The 19,233-nt window shown below is 65.9% G+C and carries 16 protein-coding genes and 3 tRNA genes; 11 read left to right on the plus strand and 8 right to left on the minus strand.

The window, feature by feature from the left end:
- Window positions 1–270: 270 nt before the first annotated feature.
- Window positions 271–1,197, plus strand: coding sequence for a GTP pyrophosphokinase (locus tag IHE57_RS07995; protein WP_209325805.1), 927 nt, complete (start codon window positions 271–273; stop codon window positions 1,195–1,197).
- A 26-nt stretch (window positions 1,198–1,223) separates the two neighbouring features.
- On the opposite strand, the gene metE is transcribed toward IHE57_RS07995, so the two are convergent.
- The 3 genes from metE to IHE57_RS08010 all read right to left on the minus strand — a co-directional run bounded on the left by metE (window position 1,224) and on the right by IHE57_RS08010 (window position 5,300).
- Window positions 1,224–3,578 carry a 5-methyltetrahydropteroyltriglutamate--homocysteine S-methyltransferase gene (gene metE / locus IHE57_RS08000; protein WP_209372303.1) on the minus strand — a complete coding sequence of 785 codons (2,355 nt, stop codon included), beginning with the start codon at window positions 3,576–3,578 and terminating at the stop codon, window positions 1,224–1,226.
- Window positions 3,575–4,636, minus strand: coding sequence for a methylenetetrahydrofolate reductase (locus tag IHE57_RS08005; RefSeq protein ID WP_209372305.1), 1,062 nt, complete (start codon window positions 4,634–4,636; stop codon window positions 3,575–3,577). The genes metE and IHE57_RS08005 overlap by 4 nt, the downstream gene beginning before the upstream one ends.
- A gap of 172 nt (window positions 4,637–4,808) precedes the next feature.
- Window positions 4,809–5,300, minus strand: a complete 492-nt coding sequence (locus IHE57_RS08010) for a YajQ family cyclic di-GMP-binding protein (protein ID WP_209325803.1) — start codon at window positions 5,298–5,300, stop codon at window positions 4,809–4,811.
- Window positions 5,301–5,460: 160 nt separating this feature from the next.
- Here IHE57_RS08010 and IHE57_RS08015 point away from each other — a divergent pair.
- A tRNA-Tyr gene (locus tag IHE57_RS08015) sits at window positions 5,461–5,542 on the plus strand.
- A 118-nt stretch (window positions 5,543–5,660) separates the two neighbouring features.
- Window positions 5,661–6,233, plus strand: a complete 573-nt coding sequence (locus IHE57_RS08020) for a DnaJ family domain-containing protein (protein WP_209372308.1) — start codon at window positions 5,661–5,663, stop codon at window positions 6,231–6,233.
- A 6-nt stretch (window positions 6,234–6,239) separates the two neighbouring features.
- Here IHE57_RS08020 and IHE57_RS08025 read toward each other — a convergent pair whose 3' ends face one another.
- Together IHE57_RS08025 and IHE57_RS08030 are read right to left on the minus strand one after the other, a co-directional pair.
- The gene (locus IHE57_RS08025) at window positions 6,240–7,445 is read right to left on the minus strand and encodes a M20 metallopeptidase family protein (protein WP_209372310.1); all 1,206 of its coding nucleotides are present in this window, start codon (window positions 7,443–7,445) and stop codon (window positions 6,240–6,242) included.
- A 24-nt stretch (window positions 7,446–7,469) separates the two neighbouring features.
- Entirely contained in the window at window positions 7,470–8,642 is a 1,173-nt protein-coding gene (locus IHE57_RS08030) for a hypothetical protein (RefSeq protein ID WP_209372312.1), read from the minus strand.
- Window positions 8,643–8,792: 150 nt separating this feature from the next.
- Here IHE57_RS08030 and IHE57_RS08035 point away from each other — a divergent pair, with 150 nt between their 5' ends.
- From IHE57_RS08035 to IHE57_RS08050, 4 genes are all read left to right on the plus strand, one after another.
- Window positions 8,793–9,593, plus strand: a complete 801-nt coding sequence (locus tag IHE57_RS08035) for a glycerophosphodiester phosphodiesterase (RefSeq protein WP_209372314.1) — start codon at window positions 8,793–8,795, stop codon at window positions 9,591–9,593.
- A 90-nt stretch (window positions 9,594–9,683) separates the two neighbouring features.
- Window positions 9,684–9,756 (plus strand) — tRNA-Thr (locus IHE57_RS08040).
- Window positions 9,757–9,783: 27 nt separating this feature from the next.
- Window positions 9,784–9,857, plus strand: a tRNA-Met gene (locus IHE57_RS08045).
- 235 nt (window positions 9,858–10,092) lie between these two features.
- Window positions 10,093–11,283, plus strand: coding sequence for a M20 metallopeptidase family protein (locus IHE57_RS08050; RefSeq protein WP_209372316.1), 1,191 nt, complete (start codon window positions 10,093–10,095; stop codon window positions 11,281–11,283).
- Window positions 11,284–11,313: 30 nt separating this feature from the next.
- Here the strand turns inward: IHE57_RS08050 and IHE57_RS08055 are convergent, their stop codons facing one another.
- The 3 genes from IHE57_RS08055 to IHE57_RS08065 all read right to left on the minus strand — a co-directional run bounded on the left by IHE57_RS08055 (window position 11,314) and on the right by IHE57_RS08065 (window position 15,319).
- Window positions 11,314–11,934, minus strand: coding sequence for a hypothetical protein (locus tag IHE57_RS08055; protein WP_209372318.1), 621 nt, complete (start codon window positions 11,932–11,934; stop codon window positions 11,314–11,316).
- A gap of 373 nt (window positions 11,935–12,307) precedes the next feature.
- Window positions 12,308–13,564 carry a serine hydrolase domain-containing protein gene (locus tag IHE57_RS08060; RefSeq protein ID WP_366933899.1) on the minus strand — a complete coding sequence of 419 codons (1,257 nt, stop codon included), beginning with the start codon at window positions 13,562–13,564 and terminating at the stop codon, window positions 12,308–12,310.
- A 147-nt stretch (window positions 13,565–13,711) separates the two neighbouring features.
- The gene (locus tag IHE57_RS08065; protein WP_209372320.1) at window positions 13,712–15,319 is read right to left on the minus strand and encodes a biotin carboxylase; all 1,608 of its coding nucleotides are present in this window, start codon (window positions 15,317–15,319) and stop codon (window positions 13,712–13,714) included.
- Window positions 15,320–15,515: 196 nt separating this feature from the next.
- Here IHE57_RS08065 and IHE57_RS08070 point away from each other — a divergent pair, with 196 nt between their 5' ends.
- From IHE57_RS08070 to IHE57_RS08085, 4 genes are read left to right on the plus strand one after another with little or no spacing between them, the layout of a single operon-like run.
- Window positions 15,516–15,965 (plus strand): FAS1-like dehydratase domain-containing protein, encoded by a 450-nt coding sequence (locus tag IHE57_RS08070; protein ID WP_209372322.1) that lies wholly within the window; start codon window positions 15,516–15,518, stop codon window positions 15,963–15,965.
- Complete coding sequence (locus IHE57_RS08075; protein ID WP_209372324.1) at window positions 15,962–16,405, plus strand: MaoC/PaaZ C-terminal domain-containing protein; 444 nt, start codon at window positions 15,962–15,964, stop codon at window positions 16,403–16,405. The genes IHE57_RS08070 and IHE57_RS08075 overlap by 4 nt, the downstream gene beginning before the upstream one ends.
- On the plus strand, window positions 16,402–17,499 hold the full coding sequence (locus tag IHE57_RS08080; RefSeq protein WP_366933901.1) for a UDP-N-acetylmuramate dehydrogenase: 1,098 nt from the start codon (window positions 16,402–16,404) through the stop codon (window positions 17,497–17,499). The genes IHE57_RS08075 and IHE57_RS08080 overlap by 4 nt, the downstream gene beginning before the upstream one ends.
- Window positions 17,500–17,513: 14 nt before the next feature.
- Complete coding sequence (locus tag IHE57_RS08085; protein ID WP_366933906.1) at window positions 17,514–19,160, plus strand: metallophosphoesterase family protein; 1,647 nt, start codon at window positions 17,514–17,516, stop codon at window positions 19,158–19,160.
- The last annotated feature ends 73 nt before the right edge of the window (window positions 19,161–19,233 follow it).

The raw sequence follows: 19,233 nt of genomic DNA on the forward strand, positions 1-19,233 counted from the left end.
GGTCCGGGGACTCGCCTGGACCGGGCGACCTGGTGCCGCGCGGTTGGATCTGGCATCCCCCACCGGCAGTGGCAGCCTGCACCGTTGCCAACAACCCGCACCGGCAGCAGCACTGCCTACGCCCCGTCACCCACTGCGCACCCGCAGTCGTTCGTCACCCCGTTGCACCGCGGTGACGAGTCGCTGACGGACCGTGATGGCTCCACCGCGTAGAGTCGGAACGGAACAGAGCGCCCCAGAGCGCGGACCGTCGGCAGGCAGGGAGGACACGTGAAGAGCGAATCGTCGCTGAAGACGATCGTCGAACGCGCCTACGTCGAGCGGATCGACGCCTGGCAGACGGCGGCCGTGCGGATCAAGCACTGGCTCAAGGAGCAGCAGAAGGGCCTGCTCAAGGATAAGGACATCTCCCGCCTCGACGTCGACGGGCACCGGATCAAGGACGCGGCGAGAACCCTGGCGAAGCTCACCGAGAAGGCCGACGAGGACCCGCAGCTGAGTGTCCACGGCACCGCTGACGTCGAGGACCAGATCCGCGACATCGTCGGGGTCAAGGTGCTGTGCAAATCACCGCGCGACCAGCGCATGATGTTCGCCGCCCTGTGCGATCCCGAGCAGCTGGGCGCCTTCGAACTCATCGAACAGAAGGACTACACGAAGCCGCCGAAGGCCAGCGGCTACCGAGCCTGCCACGTCACCCTCCGCATCCCCTCGGACCAAGGTGCGCCGGTCTTCGCCGAGATCCAGGTCAAGACGCGACTCCAGGACGCCTGGAGCGAACTGACCCACGAGGACATGTACAAACCCGGTGCGGCGATGAAGCCGAGCAAGCTGCACGGCGAGTTCGCCCGTGCCATGGCGAATATGCTCGCCACCGTCGACGACATGGCCGATACGCTCGCCGTCGAGCTCACCGCCCTCACCGATCCCGAACCCGAGCTCGGGCTCGATGAACTGCGGGAGAAGGAGAACGGCACCGAAGTCAGGGTCCGCGCGACCGGCCCCAAATATGCGCTCGCCGTCGACGGGTTCGGGCGGCAGGGCCTCGTTCCGGCCTTCGCGATCCGACGTCTGAGCGGGACGAAGGGAACCATCAAGGTCAACGACTACATCCACCTCGACGACCGTCTGCGAGTCAGCGTCGAGGAGGACTCGAAGGGTCTGTACTACATTCCCCTCGAACTGCCCCGACACTGATCCCAGACAGCGTCTCGGCTCCGGACTCAGACGGACACTCCCACAGCCGCGGCCGGGGTCTCGGACCGGGCGCCGCTCGGGATGCCGGCGGCCACCACCTGGTTGCGAGCGGCGACGAGATTGGCCAGAGAGGCGCGCACCTCGGCATAGCTGCGCGTCTTCAGACCGCAGTCCGGATTGATCCACAGCTGGTGGGGCGCAACATGCTTGAGTGCGGCCTCGATGAGTTCGACGAGTTCGGGCACCGTGGGCACCCGCGGGGAATGGATGTCGTAGACGCCGGGACCGATTCCGCGTTCGAACCCGAAATCGGCGATGTCGTCGAGGACCCCCATCCGGGACCGGGCCGCCTCAATGCTGGTGACATCGGCGTCGAGGGCATTGATCGCGTCGATGATCTCCCCGAACTCCGAGTAGCACAGATGGGTGTGGATCTGAGTGCGGGGACTGACCTGGGCATTGACCAGCCGGAACGAGCGCACCGACCAGTCGAGGTACTCGGCGCGGTCGGATTCGCGCAGCGGCAGCAGTTCGCGCAGAGCCGGTTCGTCGACCTGGATGACGTCGATGCCGGCCGCCTCGAGGTCGGCGACCTCATCGGCCAGGGCCAAGGCGATCTGATCGGCCGATTCGCGCAGCGGCAAATCATCGCGGACGAATGACCACGCGAGGATGGTGACCGGTCCGGTGAGCATGCCCTTGACCGTCTTCTGCGTCTGCTGCGCGGTGTAGGCCGACCAGCCGACGGTGATCGGATTCGGGCGGGACACATCGCCGAAGAGGATCGGGGGACGGGTACACCGCGAACCATAGGACTGCACCCAGCCGTGTTCGGTGGTGGCGAATCCGTCGAGGTTCTCGGCGAAGTACTGGTCCATGTCATTGCGTTCGGGTTCACCGTGGACGATGAGGTCGAGGCCCAGGTCCTCCTGCAGCTCGATCACACGATCGATCTCCGTCCTCATCGTCTGCGCGTAGGTGTCGTCGTCGAGGCGACCGGCCCGGTGATCGGCGCGCGCGCGACGGACCTCGGCCGTCTGCGGGAAGGAACCGATGGTCGTCGTCGGCAGAGCGGGGATGACCAGTGCGTCCTGGGCCTGTCGCCTTTGCGCGAAGTCGGTCCGGAACCCGTCCTGACCTGCCGTGGCGGCGGTGCGCTTTCTCACCTCGGGGCTGTGGACCCGGACGGATTCGGCCCGAGTGCGGCGGGCCCGATCAGCGCGGTTGAACGCTTCGACACGAGCATCCGGTCCGGCGGTGACGGCCGTGGCCAGAGCCTCGACCTCGGTGACCTTCTCCTCGGCGAAGGACAGCCAGGAAGCGACATCGACCGGCAGAGAGCTCTCCTGCTCCACGGTGTAGGGCACATGCAGCAGTGACGTCGAGGTCGATACACTCAACGACTCGCGCTCCAGACCCTGCAGCACCTCGAGGCTGGTCCGAAGATCATCGGCCCAGATGTTGCGGCCTTCGACGACACCGGCGACGAGGCGGACCTGCTGGGGCACAGCCGCGGCCAGACGGTTCGCGTACTCGGGATCGGAGGCTCGGGTCGCGGCCGCGAGATCGACGCCGAGGGCGTCGATGCCGGAACCGGCCAGCTCGTCCAAGCCCTCGCGGAGGCTGCCGTATGGGGTGGCGACGAACAGCTGCGGGCGGGTGCGGGCAGAGGCCAGGGTCGAATACGTGCGGTGGGCGGCCTCGGCGAGTTCGTGGTCGCTCGTTCCGGCGATGTCGGCGACCAGCGCCGGCTCGTCGAACTGAACCCATTCGACACCGGCGGCGGCCAGAACTCCGATGATGTCGAGGTAGACGTCGGTGAGCTCGGCGAGCCGGTCGAGGGGACGCGTGGGCGTGCCCGGTGCGGGTTTGGTCAGGGCGAGCAGGGTCAGCGGTCCGACGAGTACGGGACGGACGAGGTGCCCCGCGGTCTTGGCCTCGCTGACCAGCGACAGCAGATGTTGGGGACGCGCGGTGAACCTCGTGTCATCGGAGAGCTCGGGTACGAGGTAGTGGTAGTTCGTGTCGAACCACTTCGTCATCTCGAGGGGAGAGCGCTGCGCGGTGCCGCGGGCGAGAGCGAAATACTCGTCGAGATCGAAATCGGTGCCGGTCGTGACCGAGGGGATGAGACCGACTGTGAGCGCGGTGTCGAGAACGTGGTCGTAATGGCTGTAGGAGGCCGGGATCGCATAGTCCTCGCGCAGCCCCAACTGCGCCAAGCGGTGATACGTGCCGATGCGCAGCGTGTGCACGGACCGGGCGAAGTCCTCGGCACCGATGCGACCGGCCCAGAAGCTCTCGAGCGCCTTCTTCTGCTCGCGGCGGGCTCCGATGCGGGGGTAGCCGGTGATGGTCGCGGTCGGAAATGGTGCGGTCATGAACGGGTTTCCTTCTCTGTCGTTGTTTCTGTTGCGGATGATGGCGGCCAGCGCCGAGGAGGCGGTGGCGGTGGGAATGAGGACACGGACACCCCTCGGTCGCCGAGGGCGGTGAGCAGGTCCTCGGTCGTGTTCTGGTCGTTGAAGGTGTAGAAGTGCAGCCCGTCGGCTTCCTGGTCGAGGATCGCGGCCGTGTGTTCTGCCGTGATGTCGAGTCCTATCCGTCGTGCCGAGGCGGGGTCGGAGACTCCGTCGAAGCGGGCGAGCAGGTGCTCCGGGACCGGCTGCCCCGAGAGGCGCGACATCGTGTGCAGCCGGCGGGCATCGGTGATGGGAAGGATGCCGGGGATGATCGGGATGGTGATGCCCGCGTGCTCGGCCCGTCGTCTCAGCCTGGAGTAGGCGATGGGGTCGAAGAAGAGCTGGGTGATCGCGAAATCGGCACCATTGCGCTGTTTGGCCGCGAGCACGTCGAGGTCCTCTTCGGGCCCCGTCGATTCCGGGTGGCCGGATGGATAGGCCGCGACCCCGATGCCGAGCCGGCCGGCGGCCAGGCAGGCGACGTTGTCCGATTCGACGCGTCGCAGGAGACTGACCAAGGCATCGGCGTGCGGCAGGTGCTCGGGCGGGACGCTGGTCTCACCGGCAGGGACGTCCCCGCGGATGGCGAGGAAACCGCGCACGCCGACCTGCAGGAGATGATCGACCCAGGCCAACAGCTCGGGCTCGGTTCCGGCAGTGCAGGCGAGGTGGGCCAAAGGTCTGAGCGAGGTCGTGGACGTGACTTCGGCGATGAAGTCCGCCGTGCCCTTGAGCCAATCGCTCTTGGCGGAGGAGGTCACGGCCAGATAGTCGGGGCTGAGGGAATCGAGGAACCTCAGCAGCTGCGGCATTCGCGCGGCCTGGGCGGCTGAACGGGGAGGGATGACCTCGAACGACAGCGCTCGCCGCAGCCGGTGCCGGGCGGCGGGCAGGCTCTCGGGCACGGTCTCGGGCGCCGACGCCGAGAGCCTGGGCGCCGATGCGGAGGCCCTGGGGGCGGTGTGGGTCGATGACATGCCTTCATGCTGACAGCGGGCCCGGGATCGTTCGATGCCGAACGACGATCGGCGTCACAGCCCGTCATGAACGGGTCATAGGACGTTCGCCGACGCCAGATGGGGACATGTTCCGTCATCGAGACCTGACGGGGCGGTCGATGGGGACTTGACGAGGGGAGGGCCGCCGGTCTTACCGGTAGTTGACGAACTGGAGGTCGACGTCGAGATCCTGGCCCTTGAGCAGGGCGATGACGCTCTGCAGATCGTCGCGCTTCTTCGAGCTCACACGCAGCTCGTCGCCTTGGATCTGAGCCTTGACGCCCTTGGGGCCTTCGTCGCGGATGATCTTCGAGATCTTCTTCGCGTTGTCCTTGTCGATGCCTTCCTTGATGGACGCGTCGATGCGGTGCTCCTTGCCCGACGGGTAGGGCTCCCCGTCTTCGAGGGACTTCAGGGAGATTCCGCGCTTGACCAGCTTCGACTGGAAGACGTCGAGGATGGCCTTGACGCGGTCTTCGCTGTTGGCTTTCATCTGAATGGCCTCACCGCTCCAGGCGATCGAGGCGTCGGTGCCGCGGAAGTCGTAGCGCGAGTTGATCTCTTTAGCCGCCTGGTTGAGCGCATTGTCGGCTTCCTGGCGGTCGACCTTGCTGACGACGTCGAATGAGGATTCGCTGGCCATTGATGCTCCTTCGTACTCGGTGATTCGTGCCCGCAGGAAGCGGGCTTGGCTTCTGTCTCCGAGTCTAGTCCAGGGGCCTGGATGTGATCTGCGTCAACCGAGTTGGTGAATCCGGCCCGTGCCTTGTATTCTTTTCAGGTGCTCATCGAGCGCTGACTGCGGCAGATTGCCCGAGCGGCCAAAGGGAGCTGACTGTAAATCAGCCGGCATTGCCTTCGAAGGTTCGAATCCTTCATCTGCCACGCAGAACGGAAAGTCCCGTGACCGAATCGGTCACGGGACTTTCCTCTTGCCACGCCCAGCACGCCCGCCTAGCGTAAGAGGCACTGCGGTGACGCACCCGCCGAGGGAGGCGAGACGATGAATCAGGACCCTCACGACTCGGACGACGAGCCGCCTCGGCGGCTGAATTCGCTCGAAGATCGCAATGCCGTGGTCGAATCCGCCCTCGACAGAGCCATCAAGCGCGGCGACTTCGACGACCTTCCCGGGCTGGGAAAGCCGCTGACCGGTCTGCACCGCGCCGACGACCCGGACTGGTGGATCAAACAGAAGCTGGACGCCGAAGGAATCAGCGGCGTCGCTCCGGCCGCATTCCAGCTGCGCAAGGAGAACGCGGAGATGGAGGCCACTCTCGACGCATTCGTCCGAGAGGACGACGTTCGCGACTACCTCGCCGGTTTCAACGGCAGAGTGCGTGCGGCCGTGATGGACCTCCGCGAAGGACCGCCGATCTTCACCCCGCCGCGCAATGTCGAACATGAGGTCGCCGCCTGGCGGGAGCGCAGAGCGAGGTCCGTACCGAGCAGAGACGAGCGCTCAGAAGACGGCAAGACAAGCGCTGCGGAACCGGCGAGGACCGAGGGCGCGGGGCGGACCGCGGCAGAGGATACCGCTCCACCTCGGCGATGGTGGCAGCGCAGACGACGCTGAGGGCGTTCAGAGCGCAGTCTTCAGCCGCTCGATCGCCAGATGGCTGAGTATCGCAGCCTGATCGGCCAGGACGGAGTCATCGAAGATGACGAAGGGGGAGTGGTTGTCTCCCTGACGCTCGCGGGGAACGTCGGTGCGTTCGGCGCCGAGCATGAGGTAAGTGCCCGGGACGTTCCGGAGCACGAACGAGAAGCCCTCACTGGGCATGATCGGCTGCGGCAGGACGTTCACCCGGTCCTGACCGAGCAGGTCCTCGATCTGTTCGAGCGCCCATGCGGTCTCAGACTCGTCGTTGACCGTCACTGGGTACTGGACGGCGAAATCGACCTCGGCGGTGCAGCCGTGGGCCGCGGCGATGCCCTCGGCCAACTGCTTCGACCGCTCGCGGACTGCCGCGAGCGAGGAATCGGACAGAGTGCGGACGGTCGCACCCAGGCTAGCCGAGGCGGGGATGACGTTGACGGCATCGCCTGCCCGCAGCTGGGTGACGCTGAGGATGACGGGGTCGAAGGTGTCGATGCGGCGGCTGACCATGTTCTGCAGCGCGGTGACGAGCTCTGCCAGGGCCGGGACCGGATCGACGGCCGCCTGCGGTTGGGAACCGTGGCCGCCGCGCCCGTGGATCGTGATCTCGAGGACGTTCGACCCGGCTTGGAGAGTCCCCGGCCGCGTGGAGATGACGCCGCGTGCACTCGTATTCACATGTGCTCCGAACGCCGCGACGGCTCGGCTGCCGGCCGCGTCGAGCACGCCTTCGTCGATCATCACGGAGGCGCCGTTGTACCCTTCTTCGCCGGGTTGGAACATGAACACGACATCCCCGCGAAGCTCGTCACGATGGGCGCGCAGGAGTCGGGCCGCGCCGACGAGCCCGGCGGTGTGCAGGTCATGGCCGCAGGCGTGCATGTTCCCGTTGCTCGATGCGAACGGTTCGTCAGTCTCCTCGCGCAGGGGCAGCGCATCCATGTCCCCGCGCAGCAGCACCGCCGGGGCATCGGCCGACCGGTCCGGGTGGCTGCCGCGCAGGACCGCGACCACCGAGGTGGCGGCCGTACCTGTGCTCACCTCGAGGTCGAGGCCGTCCAAGGCGGTGAGGACTGCGGCCTGGGTGCGAGGCAGCTCGAGTCCCACCTCGGGGTCGGCATGCAGCGCCCGGCGCAGCTCCTGCAGCTGCGGGAGGAGGTCGTTCGCCTCAGCGATGAGGGAGTGCATGGGGCGGTCCTTTCGTGCGGTGGATCAGAGCAGACTGACGAGGACGCTGGCGATGACGACCGACCCGGCGCTGACCGAGGTGAACCCGCCGACGAGCATCGGCGGAAGCATCGCGTTGAGCAGGGCCTCCTTCTCATCCTCATCACGGGCGATGGAGCGGGCGACCTCGTTGGTCAGCAGGTAGTCGGCGGGGAAGCCGTACATGGCGGTCAGCGCCACCGACATTCCCAGCCCCGACTTCCAACGCAGCAGCTTCGTGGCGATGAACCCGCCGAGGACGATGCCGCTGCCGCCGACGACGAGGATCGTCAGCGTGGGCAGAAACGCATTGATGACATCCTGCACGGATGCTGTCACCAGCGGCGCCATGACGATGGCGATGACGCCGGCCATGGCGATGCCGAAGGAGTTCGAGCGTTCCATGGCCTTGTCCGGGGCGAGTCCGACCGCGGCCGCGAGGATGCCGAGGATCAGCGCGAGGATGGAGGAGGGGATGTGCGTGGGAACGGCGAGCAGGGTCGCAGCCGAGCCGCCGACGAGGATGAGGAAGAGCATGAACAGCTGATTGTCCACGAGGAAGCCGGGCAGGGTGACGAGCTTCCTCTTCTGCTCTGCCTCCTCCTCTTCGGCCTGGTGGGCTTCGGCGAGCTCCTGCAGTTCACCGCTGTCGCGCAGCTTCGTGGCGTACCGGCGCAGCAGGAAATTCGTCAGCGGCATCGACGGCAGCGACTGCAGCATGAGCACAAGGGCGGGCAGGACGATGATCGACGAGGCGGCCCCGTGGGCCGTCAGCCCTTCCGTCGTCAGGCTGGTGGCGACGATGCCGCCGGCGAGCGGACCGGACCCGGCGACGAAGGTGTCGAATCCGAACAGCGGAGCGACGATGGCGAGGATGAGGAGGACGGCGACGAGCATGCCGGAGATCGCGATGATCACCGAACGCCACTGCTTGAGCATCACACGCAGGGGAATGAGTGTGCCCATGTGGAACAGGAGGGGCGCGACGAGGATCGTATAGATCTGGACGAGCATCGAATCGTCGACGACGGACTCCGGAACGATTCCGAGCTTCGCGAAGACGAAGATGCCGAGCATGGCCACCAGCAGGCTGGGTATCCGAGCCTTTGACCAGATCGAGATGAGTTCGCCGAATGCGATGAACGCGAGGACGACGGCGGCAGCGTAGATGGCTTCCATGGTTGGCCCTTCGAGTCGGGGAGGTGGCCCAGGTCACAAGATAGTACGAGATCAGGCGTCTGTGTGGGTTTCTCCGCGACTTCCCGATATTCGAGAAGAGCTGCCGCCTCCGCGTGCGACAGTCGCTGCGTCAGGGCATAGTCTGGGCGTATGAGTTTTCTGCAGTTCCTGCGCGAGCGTGGAATGTCCGAGCGACCCGGGTCCGCGACTCGTCCGCTGGTGATCGCCCACCGAGGCTATTCGGCAGTGGTTCCGGAGAACAGCCTGGCTGCGGTCGACGCGGCTCGGGCGCTCGGGGTGGACTTCATCGAGGTCGACACGTCGACCAGCGCCGATGGTGTGCCCGTCATCCTCCACGATCCCGATCTCGATCGCACGACGAACCGGAAGGGCCCGGTGGTCAACCTCACTGCCGAGGAGCTGTCATTCGTCGACGCCGGCTCCTGGATGGGCCCCGGATTCACGGGTGTGCGGATTCCGACGCTGGCGGCAGTGATGCGCGACATCCAGCGCCGCGGCGGTGAATTGATCCTCGAGTTCAAGGGGGAGTGGTCGGCGGGTGCAGTGGCCAGGGTCTCCGAGCTCGTCGTCGAGACCGGCATCGCCGACCGGATGGTGGTGCAGTCATTCAACGTCGAAACGTTGGAGACCTGCCGGGACATGCTGCCGATGGTGGTCCGGTTCCTGCTGCGCATGGTGCCCAGGCCCGAAGACATCGAGATGGCTCGCGAGCTCGGGGCCGTCGCAATCAACCCCTCCTACAAGGGCTTCACGCTGCGCAGGTCCGTCGTGTCCGAGATTCGTGACAACGACCTCGGCGTCTTCGTCTGGACGGTCGATGAGATGAACGAATGGAGGGAGCTCCTCGACGCCGAGGTGGACGGAATCATCACGAATCATCCCGGCCGACTGCAGGGGTTCCTGGCGGGTCGGTTCGATCCGGTGGCATAACCGCCTCGGCGCCGGTTTCAGACTTGTGAGTGAGGTCACGCGACCCCGATTTGCCCTCCTCGCTGCAACCCGTGTAAATTCTTACCTGTTGCCCCGATAGCTCAGTCGGCAGAGCATCTCCATGGTAAGGAGAAGGTCAAGGGTTCGATTCCCTTTCGGGGCTCTCGTGCCGCCACAAATGCGGTGCTGGGGCGGGGTAGCTCAGCTGGTTAGAGCGCACGACTCATAATCGTGAGGTCGGGGGATCGAGTCCCCCTCCCGCTACCGATCAACTCCCTCATCAGGATGCTCGATCCGATGGGGGAGTTTTCTTATTTCCACACAGCTGTTCCGCTGTTCCTCTCCCGGGTCTGTGCCCGGATCGTTGTGAGCGAGATCAGCTGAACTCTGCGTGATCGGAGGAATCGGGTCACGTGCCGACCTTGTCGAATCGCACCGGACGAGAGAGCAATAAGGCAGTAGACTCTCGTCCCGATTCGAACCAGAAAAGGATGTGACCATGACAGTTGATTTCACCACCGAAGCTGCGGCGCTGGCCGCCGACCTCAGCGAACTGCGGCGGGACCTGCATCGGAACCCTGAACTCGGGCTCGACCTGCCGTATACGCAGAAGCGGATTCTGCAGGCTCTGGAGGGCCTGCCGCTGGAGATCACGCTCGGCCGGGAGCTGAGCTCCGTGGTCGCGGTGCTGCGTGGTGGGCGGCCGGGGCCGATCACATTGCTGCGCGGCGACATGGACGCTCTGCCCGTCGTCGAGAACACCGGACTCGAGTTCGCCTCCCAGAACGGGAGCATGCACGCCTGCGGACATGATCTCCATGTTTCGGGTCTCGTCGGGGCGGCTCGGCTCCTGGCGGCCCATCAGGCCGAGCTCGCGGGAACCGTGGCCTTCATGTTCCAACCCGGCGAAGAGGGAATGGGCGGAGCGAAGATCATGATCGACGAGGGCATGTTCGATGCGATCGGCGGCATCCCCGATGCGGCCTACGCCATCCACGTCGCGCCGGGGGCGCCGGGCACATTCGTCACCCGTCCGGGAACGATCATGGCCGGGGCGAACACCCTGCACGTGACGATGCACGGCAAGGGCGGACACAGCTCGCGCCCCCAGGATTCGATCGACCCCGTCCGGCCCGTGCTCGAGTTCGGGCAGGCCCTCTACGCGATGATCTCCGGCTCGTTCAGCGTCTTCGACCCGATTGTCGCCGAGGTGACCCAGCTGAGTGCGGGCGACGCCGTCAACGTCATCCCCTCGACCGCGAGCATCGGAGCGTCCGTGCGGACGCTGTCGAACGACACGACGAAGAGGTTTCCCGAGCTCGCCACCCGTCTGGCCGAGTCGATCGCCGCTGCCCACCGCTGCTCCGCCGAGGTCGAGTGGACCGAACAGTACCCCGTGACGGTCAACGATGCCGCCGAGGCCGCATTCGCCTCGGCGACGCTGACCGAATCCTTCGGACCGGGACGGGTCGTCACCGCGCCCGACCCGGTCATGGGCTCGGAGGACTTCTCCTATGTGCTCAACGAGGTGCCGGGGACATTCCTGTTCCTCTTCGTCTCCCCGGAGGGCGTCGACCCGGCGACGGCGGCGACGAATCATTCCCCGGAGGTCCTCTTCGACGATGGCCACCTGCCGGATCAGGCTGCGGCTCTGGCGACCCTTGCCTGGCAGCGCTCGCTGCGGGACTGAGGCGGCCCTCGGCTCTGAGGACTGCCGACGTCAGTCCTTGAAGTCGAAGTCCTCCTGATCGATGCCGGGGAACATGAGCTCGTATTTGATCATCGAGTCTTTGTGGTCGACGATCTTCACCGTTCCGTAATAGGTCTTCTCTCCCGTGGATCTCTCTTTGTCCTTGACCGTGACATCACAGGTCTTGAATCCGTACCACTCGCGGAGCTCCATGTCGTCCGCGCATTCGGCTTTCTTGACCTTCATCTCGAGCTTGTTCTCGAACAGGTCGATGAGGTCGGCCTCGATCGATCTGGCGGGCACGATTCCATTGCCCTTCTTGTCGACGTCCATCGCATCGTCACTGGCCCAGTTGGTGGTCTTTGCGGCGTCCGCATACGGGTCGGTCGACTTCGTATCGCTCGGCTCCGCCTCGGCGGGCTCCGAAGCGGCAGTTTCGCTCGGAGTGGTCTGACTCATGAAGCCTTCGCCCTCGGAGCTCGCGTCCTCGTCCGACGCGCCCTCACTGGGCTGCGCGGCCTCCGACTGCTGGCCCTCGGCCGGATCGCCGCCGCCGAGCAGACCGCAGCCGGTCAGCGACAGTGCCAGAGCCGTTCCGGCGGTCGCCGTGAGCAGCCGGGGCATCCAGGTGAATCGGCGAATCGGTGTCATGGTCTCTCTCCTTCGCAATCTTGCGATCACAGACGTTGTCGATACATGACGATTCTGCCATGGCCGATTGCCCCCGACAGCAGTTGTGTGTGCGGGTCCGGCAACAGATGTGGCGATCCGGGCACACGAGGCGGCCCGGCGGCCCAGTCGGGTGCTGTCGGGTGCCGCCGCGAAGTGCCCTCGCCCGCAGACCGTCACTCCTCGCCAGTCGCATAACCGCGCGTTGCACCAGGAGGGTGTGTCACTACCGGGGCGTGATGGCTCAGCAACTGTAGGAGCTGTCACCTCAGGGGCGGTGTGACGCTGATGGGGCGTGATGGTGTCGCTAGGGCGCTGCGACGCTGCGGGGTGTGATGGTGCTGGAGCCCCAGCGCTACTTCGCGGGCGAGTTCACGGCTGCGGCCAGGGCTTCGAACGCCCGGATCGTCGGGAACAGCTTCGCGGCGTCCTGCGGCAGCCCCCAACTGGAGAGCTTGACCCCGACGACATTCGCTCCGGGGTTGATGTAGATCATCTGTCCGTGGATGCCCAGGGCGAGGAACGCGTGGGAGTCGGGGAACGGGAACCAGAACTGGTTGTGATACGCACCGCCGGGCATCCGGTTGTCACCGGGCCCGTCAGCGAAGGCCTGCCGCACGCCCTCCGAGGTCGTGAGCGTATCCCCGATCCACGCAGTCGGAGCGACCTGCTGCCCCGTCAGCGACTGGCCGCGGTTGGCGTAGACGAATCCGAAGCGGGCGAGGTCGCGCAGGGTGGTGTTGATACCGCCGTCGAACATGCCGACACCGTACTGGTCGGTGGCGATGAGCGCGTCCTGCTCCGCGCCGAGGCGGGACCACAGCACCCGTGACATCAGCGTCTGCATGCTCTCCCCGGCGATCTTCTCGCACACCCACCCGAGCACATCGGTCTCGCACGAACGGTACTCGAAGACCCCGCCGTGCTCCGACTTCGCCTGCAGCGTGGTCAGGAACTCGTACATGCCGATGCCCGGGCTCTCCCGCTTGGCCTCGGACCAGCCGATCGACTCCTCGATCTGCCTGACCTCGGACTTCGGGTCGAGGTAGTCCTCGGAGAACCGGATCCCCGAACGCATGTCGAGGATGTGCCGGACCATGGCGCCGGAATATCCGGAACCGGCGAGTTCGGGCACATAGTCGGTGATCACGCGGTCGGGCTCGAGGTCACCGGTGCCGATGAGCACGCCGGCGACCGTGCCGACGAGTGATTTGCTCACCGACATGAGCAGATGTTCGGTCGTCGGAGTCATCTCACCGAAGTACTCCTCGGTGAGGACCGTGCCGTTGTGGAGCAGCATCCACCCGTCCGTGTCGGTGGTCTCGATGACGCTGCGGACAGTGCGTGCCGCGGAGTGCTCAGTCGCGGGGATGACGACCGCGCCGAGGTCCTGCAGATCGACCGGCAGTTCGGCCACCGGTCCGGTCCCACGCGGGATCGGGGTCGTCGGCAGGACCCGTGCGACGTTCTGGAACGACCACCGGACGTTGTCGGGAGCCTGCCAATTGTCCCTGTTGATGCCGGCGACGGCACCGGCGGGTGTGCCTGCCGGGGTCACGGCGGCATTCGCCGGGGGAGCGGGCACGGTCTGGTCCGGTGACGGTTCTGTCACGCTTCACCTCTTGTTCTCAAGTCGGTCGGCGCCGACGGTTCGGTGCAGATGGTTCGGCGCCGGACGCCGATGGATCGGTGCAGATGGATCACGGCGGCGCCTCGAATCGTGATGAGAGTACCACCGAGGCGGCCCCGCCTCCCGGAGTCAGTCGCTCTTGGCTCCCGGTCCGCCCAGCGCCGGGGACGGATCCTCCTCCACCACCGGGACACCGGCGTACATGGCCCGGATCGAATCGATGAAGTGCTTGGCTCTGATGCTCAGCGCATCGGGCCCGCCGGCCTTGGTCTGCAGAGGATTCTTCGTCACGAGCACACCGAGGTCCGCGCCCTTCCAACGGTAGTCGCCGGCCCCGAAGATGCGCAGGAAGAACACCTCATTTCCATTCTGCAGCGGGTGCCAGTCCAGCGCCGCCCGCTTGTACGTCAGCGTCCCGTACTGGTCGAGATAGTACTGACCGGTCAGCGGCGAATGAGTGATGTATTCGGTGATCGGAGCCGTCTCCTTGATGATCATCTGGCTCCACTCGTCGGCACCGGAGAGCTCCTCCCACCGCTCATTGATCTCATCGATATCGAGGTCGAATTCGACATCGAGGTATTCGAGCAGATGGAAGAGGAACAGCGGAACGTCCGCATAGGCGCCGGCGGTGACGTTCGTGATCGCCGAGGCGCCGGAGATCCGCGGATTGAGTTCGCCGAGATAGACGTCATCGCTGTCGAGGTCGACGAGAACATCGACCTCGAAGAACCCCCGATACCCGCGTCTGCGCAGTCCTTCGCCCATTCTGCGCACGAGGTCGCGGGTCTGTGCCCGCTGCTCGACGGTGAGGACATCGGGCTTCATCTCATTGCCGCACCACCCGCCCTTGTACGGGGTGAGCTCGGCGAATCCCGCCAACTCGGTGAGGTAGGGGCCGACGACGACACCGCTGGAGGTGATGACCGCCTCGACCGCGACCGGGGTGTTGTTGATCCGCTTCATCACCTTCAGCTGCTCGCCGATGATGTCGTCCTTGTGCGCCTCCCAATCGGACGACGAAGAGATGAAGAAAGTCGTCTTCCCCGAATCGCCGTAGGGCGTTTGGACGACGAGGTCGCTGCCGAGCCCCGCCTCGGCGGCCTGCTCACTGAGAGCGGCATAGGTGTCGGCCGTCGTGAGCACATTGGGCACGGAGAACGCTCCGGCCTCGTTGCCGAGCTTCGTGGTCTCGATCTTCGAGTCGAGCTGGTTGCGCAGCGCGGCCGAGGGCAGGATGAGGTCATAGCCGAGCTCCCGGCAGATCCGTTCGGTCTCCTCGTCGAAGAAGACCATGGCGACCTTGACCCGTTCGCCGTGGGGGACATTGCGCGTCATATGGGCGCGCACCTCGGCGTTGAGCAGCAGCCAGTTGTTGATCGCTTCGCCCGACTCGAACTCGACATAGGGTTTGTAGCGCGGTGAGAACACGCGAGGATGCGCGCCGTCCCAACCGTCGTAGTAGGTGATGTAGGAGAAGTTCCGCACCCAGCGGTCGAGGCCGAGCAGGTTGAATGGGGTGGCTCCGACGAAGTAGATCGGCGTCTGATTCGTCCGGAAGAAGTGTCGGACCTCGGAGACGTTGCGCAGGGGGCGCTTGATCTGCACTCGATCGGCCTCCTCACCGGCGTAGGCTGCATCGGTGGCGACAGCGACCTCGACCTGCGGCGGAGCCGGGTCCTCTCGCGTCTGCACTTCGGGGAGCGCTGGGTCGGCAACCGGGGATTCGTTCATCATCGCACTACTCCTTCGCAAATGTGATGTGGACAACATATACCACTTTCGAAGTCGCGGCCCCGATGGTGCAGGAATTGTGTGACCGCCCAGGCGCAGGCGGACGCCCGGGCGCAGGCGGACGGTCCGGAGATGCCGCTCGGGAGGACCGTGCTTTAGGCTGGAGTCGAAATCGACCACAGTTGAAAAGAGAACGGATATGCCGGTGAATACCGAGAGGCAGGGAGCTTCGTTCCCCTTGCCTCAGCCCTACGAAGTCTCCCGAGAGGCGATCGCGGAGTTCGCGCGCGCCACCGGAGCGCAGGCCGATTACCATTTCGACGCCGAGGCGGCCGCCGCGCTGGGCTACCGCGACGTCGTCGCACCGACCACGTTCCCCGTGATCATCGCGCAGAAGTCGGAGGCCGCCTATGTCTCCGACCCGGACTCGGGCATCGATTTCTCGAAGGTCGTCCACGGCTCCGAGCAGTTCTCCTTCACTCGTCCCATCGTCGCCGGTGACCTCCTCTCGGCCGTCACCCACGTCGACGGCATCCGCGCCGCGGGCGACAACGCCATGATCACCACCCGCACCGAGCTCACCGATGCCGCCGAGCAGCCGGTCGTCACCGTGACCTCGACCCTCGTCGTGAGAGGAGTTGGAGAATGAATCCCATCGACTTCTCCCAGCTGACCATCGGAGACACCGTCGTCGAGACGGAGATTCCTCTCTCCCGGGCCTCGCTGATCGACTACGCCGCCGCCTCGGGCGATCACAACCCGATCCACTGGAACGAACGCTTCGCCCGCGAAGTCGGCCTCGACGGCGTCATCGCCCACGGCATGCTCTCAATGGGCGCGGTCATCGCCCCGGTCGTCGAATGGCTCGGCGATCCGGGCGCGGTCGTCGACTATCGGACACGGTTCTCCGCACCGGTCCTCGTCCCCGACGCAGACACCGGAGCCCCCACGACACCGACGACTTCGCTGAAGCTGACCGCCACGGTCGGCGCCGTCGATGCCGCTGTGGGCACGGCCCGCATCGACATCACCGTGAAGTCCGGTGACACCGATGTGCTCAGCCGCACGCAGGTTCGGATCAGCCGGTGACCGAAGCCGTGAGTGAGGTTCTGTCGACATTCACCACTTTCCGCCTCGGCGGCCCGGCAACGGATGTGACCGTCGCCGAGACGCGCGATGAGCTGATCGGATTCTGCTGCGCCCATCAGCTGGGCCTGACCGGTGAGGAGCCGGCCGGTGTCCTCTTCATCGGAGGCGGATCGAACCTGCTGGTCTCCGATGACGGCTTCGACGGTGCGGTGTGCGTCGTACGGACCACCGGTGTGACGACGACCGAGATCACGACCACCGACACCCGGGTGACCGCCGAGGCGGGGGAGGACTGGGACGATTTCGTCGCCCACACGCTCGAGCTCGGGCTCTCCGGCCTCGAGGCGCTGTCCGGCATCCCCGGGTCCGTCGGGGCCACGCCGATCCAGAACGTCGGGGCTTACGGCACAGAGGTCGGTGAGCTCATCACCTCGGTCGAGGTCTTCGATCGCGTCGCCGGTCAGGTGCGGCACCTCAGCGCCGTCGAACTCGAGTTCGGCTACCGCACCTCTGCGCTCAAGCGCGCGCAGATCGCGGCCGGGACCCCGCAGTTCGTGGTCCTGTCCGTGACCTTCGACCTCAAGCGCAGCGAGCAGTCCCTGCCCGTCCGCTATGCCCAACTCGCCTCCGCCCTGGACGTCGAGATCGGCACACGCGTATCGGCGATGCTCGTGCGTGAGCACGTCATCGCTCTGCGCCGTTCGAAGGGAATGGTGCTCGACCCCGATGACCATGACTCCTGGTCTGCGGGCTCCTTCTTCACCAATCCCATCGTCGACGACGCCGACGCCTTGCCGGCCGAAGCTCCCCGCTACCCGGTGAATGATCCGCTCAGCGGGGCGAAGATCGCGGGGAAGACGAAGACCTCAGCGGCTTGGCTGATCGAGCACGCCGGATTCTCCAAGGGCTTCAGCATCGGAGCCGGTCGCGCTGCGCTGTCCGACAAGCACACCCTGGCGCTGACGAATCGGGGACACGCGAGCACCTCGGATGTGATCGATCTGGCCCGCACCGTCGTCACCGGCGTCGAAGACGCCTTCGGAATCACGCTCGAACCCGAGCCGACCTTCATCGGCTGTGCCTTGGACGGCTGAGGACTTCCTTGGACGTGTCACCTCGTCGCAGAACCTTCACTCTTCTCATCGCCCTGGCGGTCATCGCTCTGATGACCCTGCCGTGGGCGGTCTTCACCTCCCGAGCCGACCTCACCTTCGGTCCGCACGAGGCGCAGTACCGAATCACCGCGGACTCCCGGCTGACCGTGGACTTCGGCCCCTTGGGCCGGCTGCTCGTGCCGGCCGACGACTCGATCCCTCTCGGTCTCGGACTGCACGTCGACATCGGGGAGATCCCCGTGTCCGGCGACGATCGGGATGAGGAGCGGCCCGCTGCCGACCCTGCGAAGGTGAAGGACCCCGGCGGGGGAGCCGTCGATGCCCTCGGCGGTGACATCGCCTCGTACGCAGCCCTGTTCTCGTCCCCGCAGGCGCAGATCGATCAGGTCGTCGAGGGGCTCACCCGGGAGATCCTCATTCGTTGGGCTCTGGCCGTGTGTCTGATCACCGGAGGACTCGTCGGGGTCGGAATCGTGCTCGGCCCGCAGCGCCTCGACGGCCTTATGCGGGCCTTCGCCGGCAAGGAGCTCATCGGCATCGCCCTCGTCATCGTGCTCGTGCTGGCCGGCCTCGGCACTGTCGTGCTCAAGCGTCCGCACCCGATCGTGGCCGATCCCGCCTTCGAAGGAACCCCTTTGGCCGGCTCCCAGGTCACCGGCCGCCTCGGCGGTATCATCGACACCGCGTTCACCGCGGTGCGGGACTTCGCCGACGACAACGATGCGTTCTACGACCAGGTCCTCACCACTCTGCGGACCCAGTGGAACGACCGCCCGATCACGGGCAACTGGAGCGATCGTGGAATGGTCCCGCCCGCCGAGACCGGCAGACAGGGGAGTGCGAAGGGCTCGGGAGACTCGGACGAGGCAGTGACGACCTTCGTCTTCGGCTCCGACATCCACTGCAATATCGGTATGGCACGAGTCGTCGGTGCGGTCTCCGAACTGAGCGGTGCCGACGCCTACATCGACGGCGGCGACATCACGATGACCGGTACCTCCGCCGAGAACTACTGCCTCGACGTCCTCGACGATGAGCTGCCCGAGAAGCTGCCGCGCATGATCGTCAAGGGCAACCACGATTCGCAGGAGACGACACGGCACGCCAGGAGCCGCGGATGGGAGGTGCTCGAGGATTCGACGGCCGAGATGGCCGGGGTGACCTTCTTCGGCTCCCCGGACCCCCGCCGCACCGTCTTCGGCTCCGGTCCGCAGCTCGAGACCGACCTCACCGCCGATCAGTACGCGCAGCGCCTGCGCGACGAAGCCTGCGAGACGGACTTCGACATCATGCTCATCCACGATGCCGCCGTGGCTGCTCCGACGCTGCGCGCCGGATGCGCCGACTACGCTCTGAGCGGACACTGGCATCGCAGAGTCGGCCCCGAGACCTTCGGCAGCGGAGTCCGCTACCTCAGCTCGACGACAGGCGGAGCGCTCGCGAATGCGCTGACGCCCGGCCCGCTGAAGATGAACGCGGAGCTGAGCATCATCCGCGTCGACAATGCTACGAAGCGGCCGATCGATGTGCAGATCGTCACCGTCACCCCCGACCAGGAAGTGCGCATCGAACCGTGGGTGCGCTTCCCTGAGCCGCTGCCGCTGGTGTCGCAGCCACCGGAGGAAGAGCCGGCCGAATGAGTGAGCGGCGACACGCTTCCGTGTCCGCCGGGGCCACCGGTTCGACGAACGGCGGTCGGGCACGGTATGCTCG

The sequence above is a fragment of the Brevibacterium renqingii genome (assembly GCF_017808105.1).
Classification (GTDB): domain Bacteria; phylum Actinomycetota; class Actinomycetes; order Actinomycetales; family Brevibacteriaceae; genus Brevibacterium; species Brevibacterium renqingii.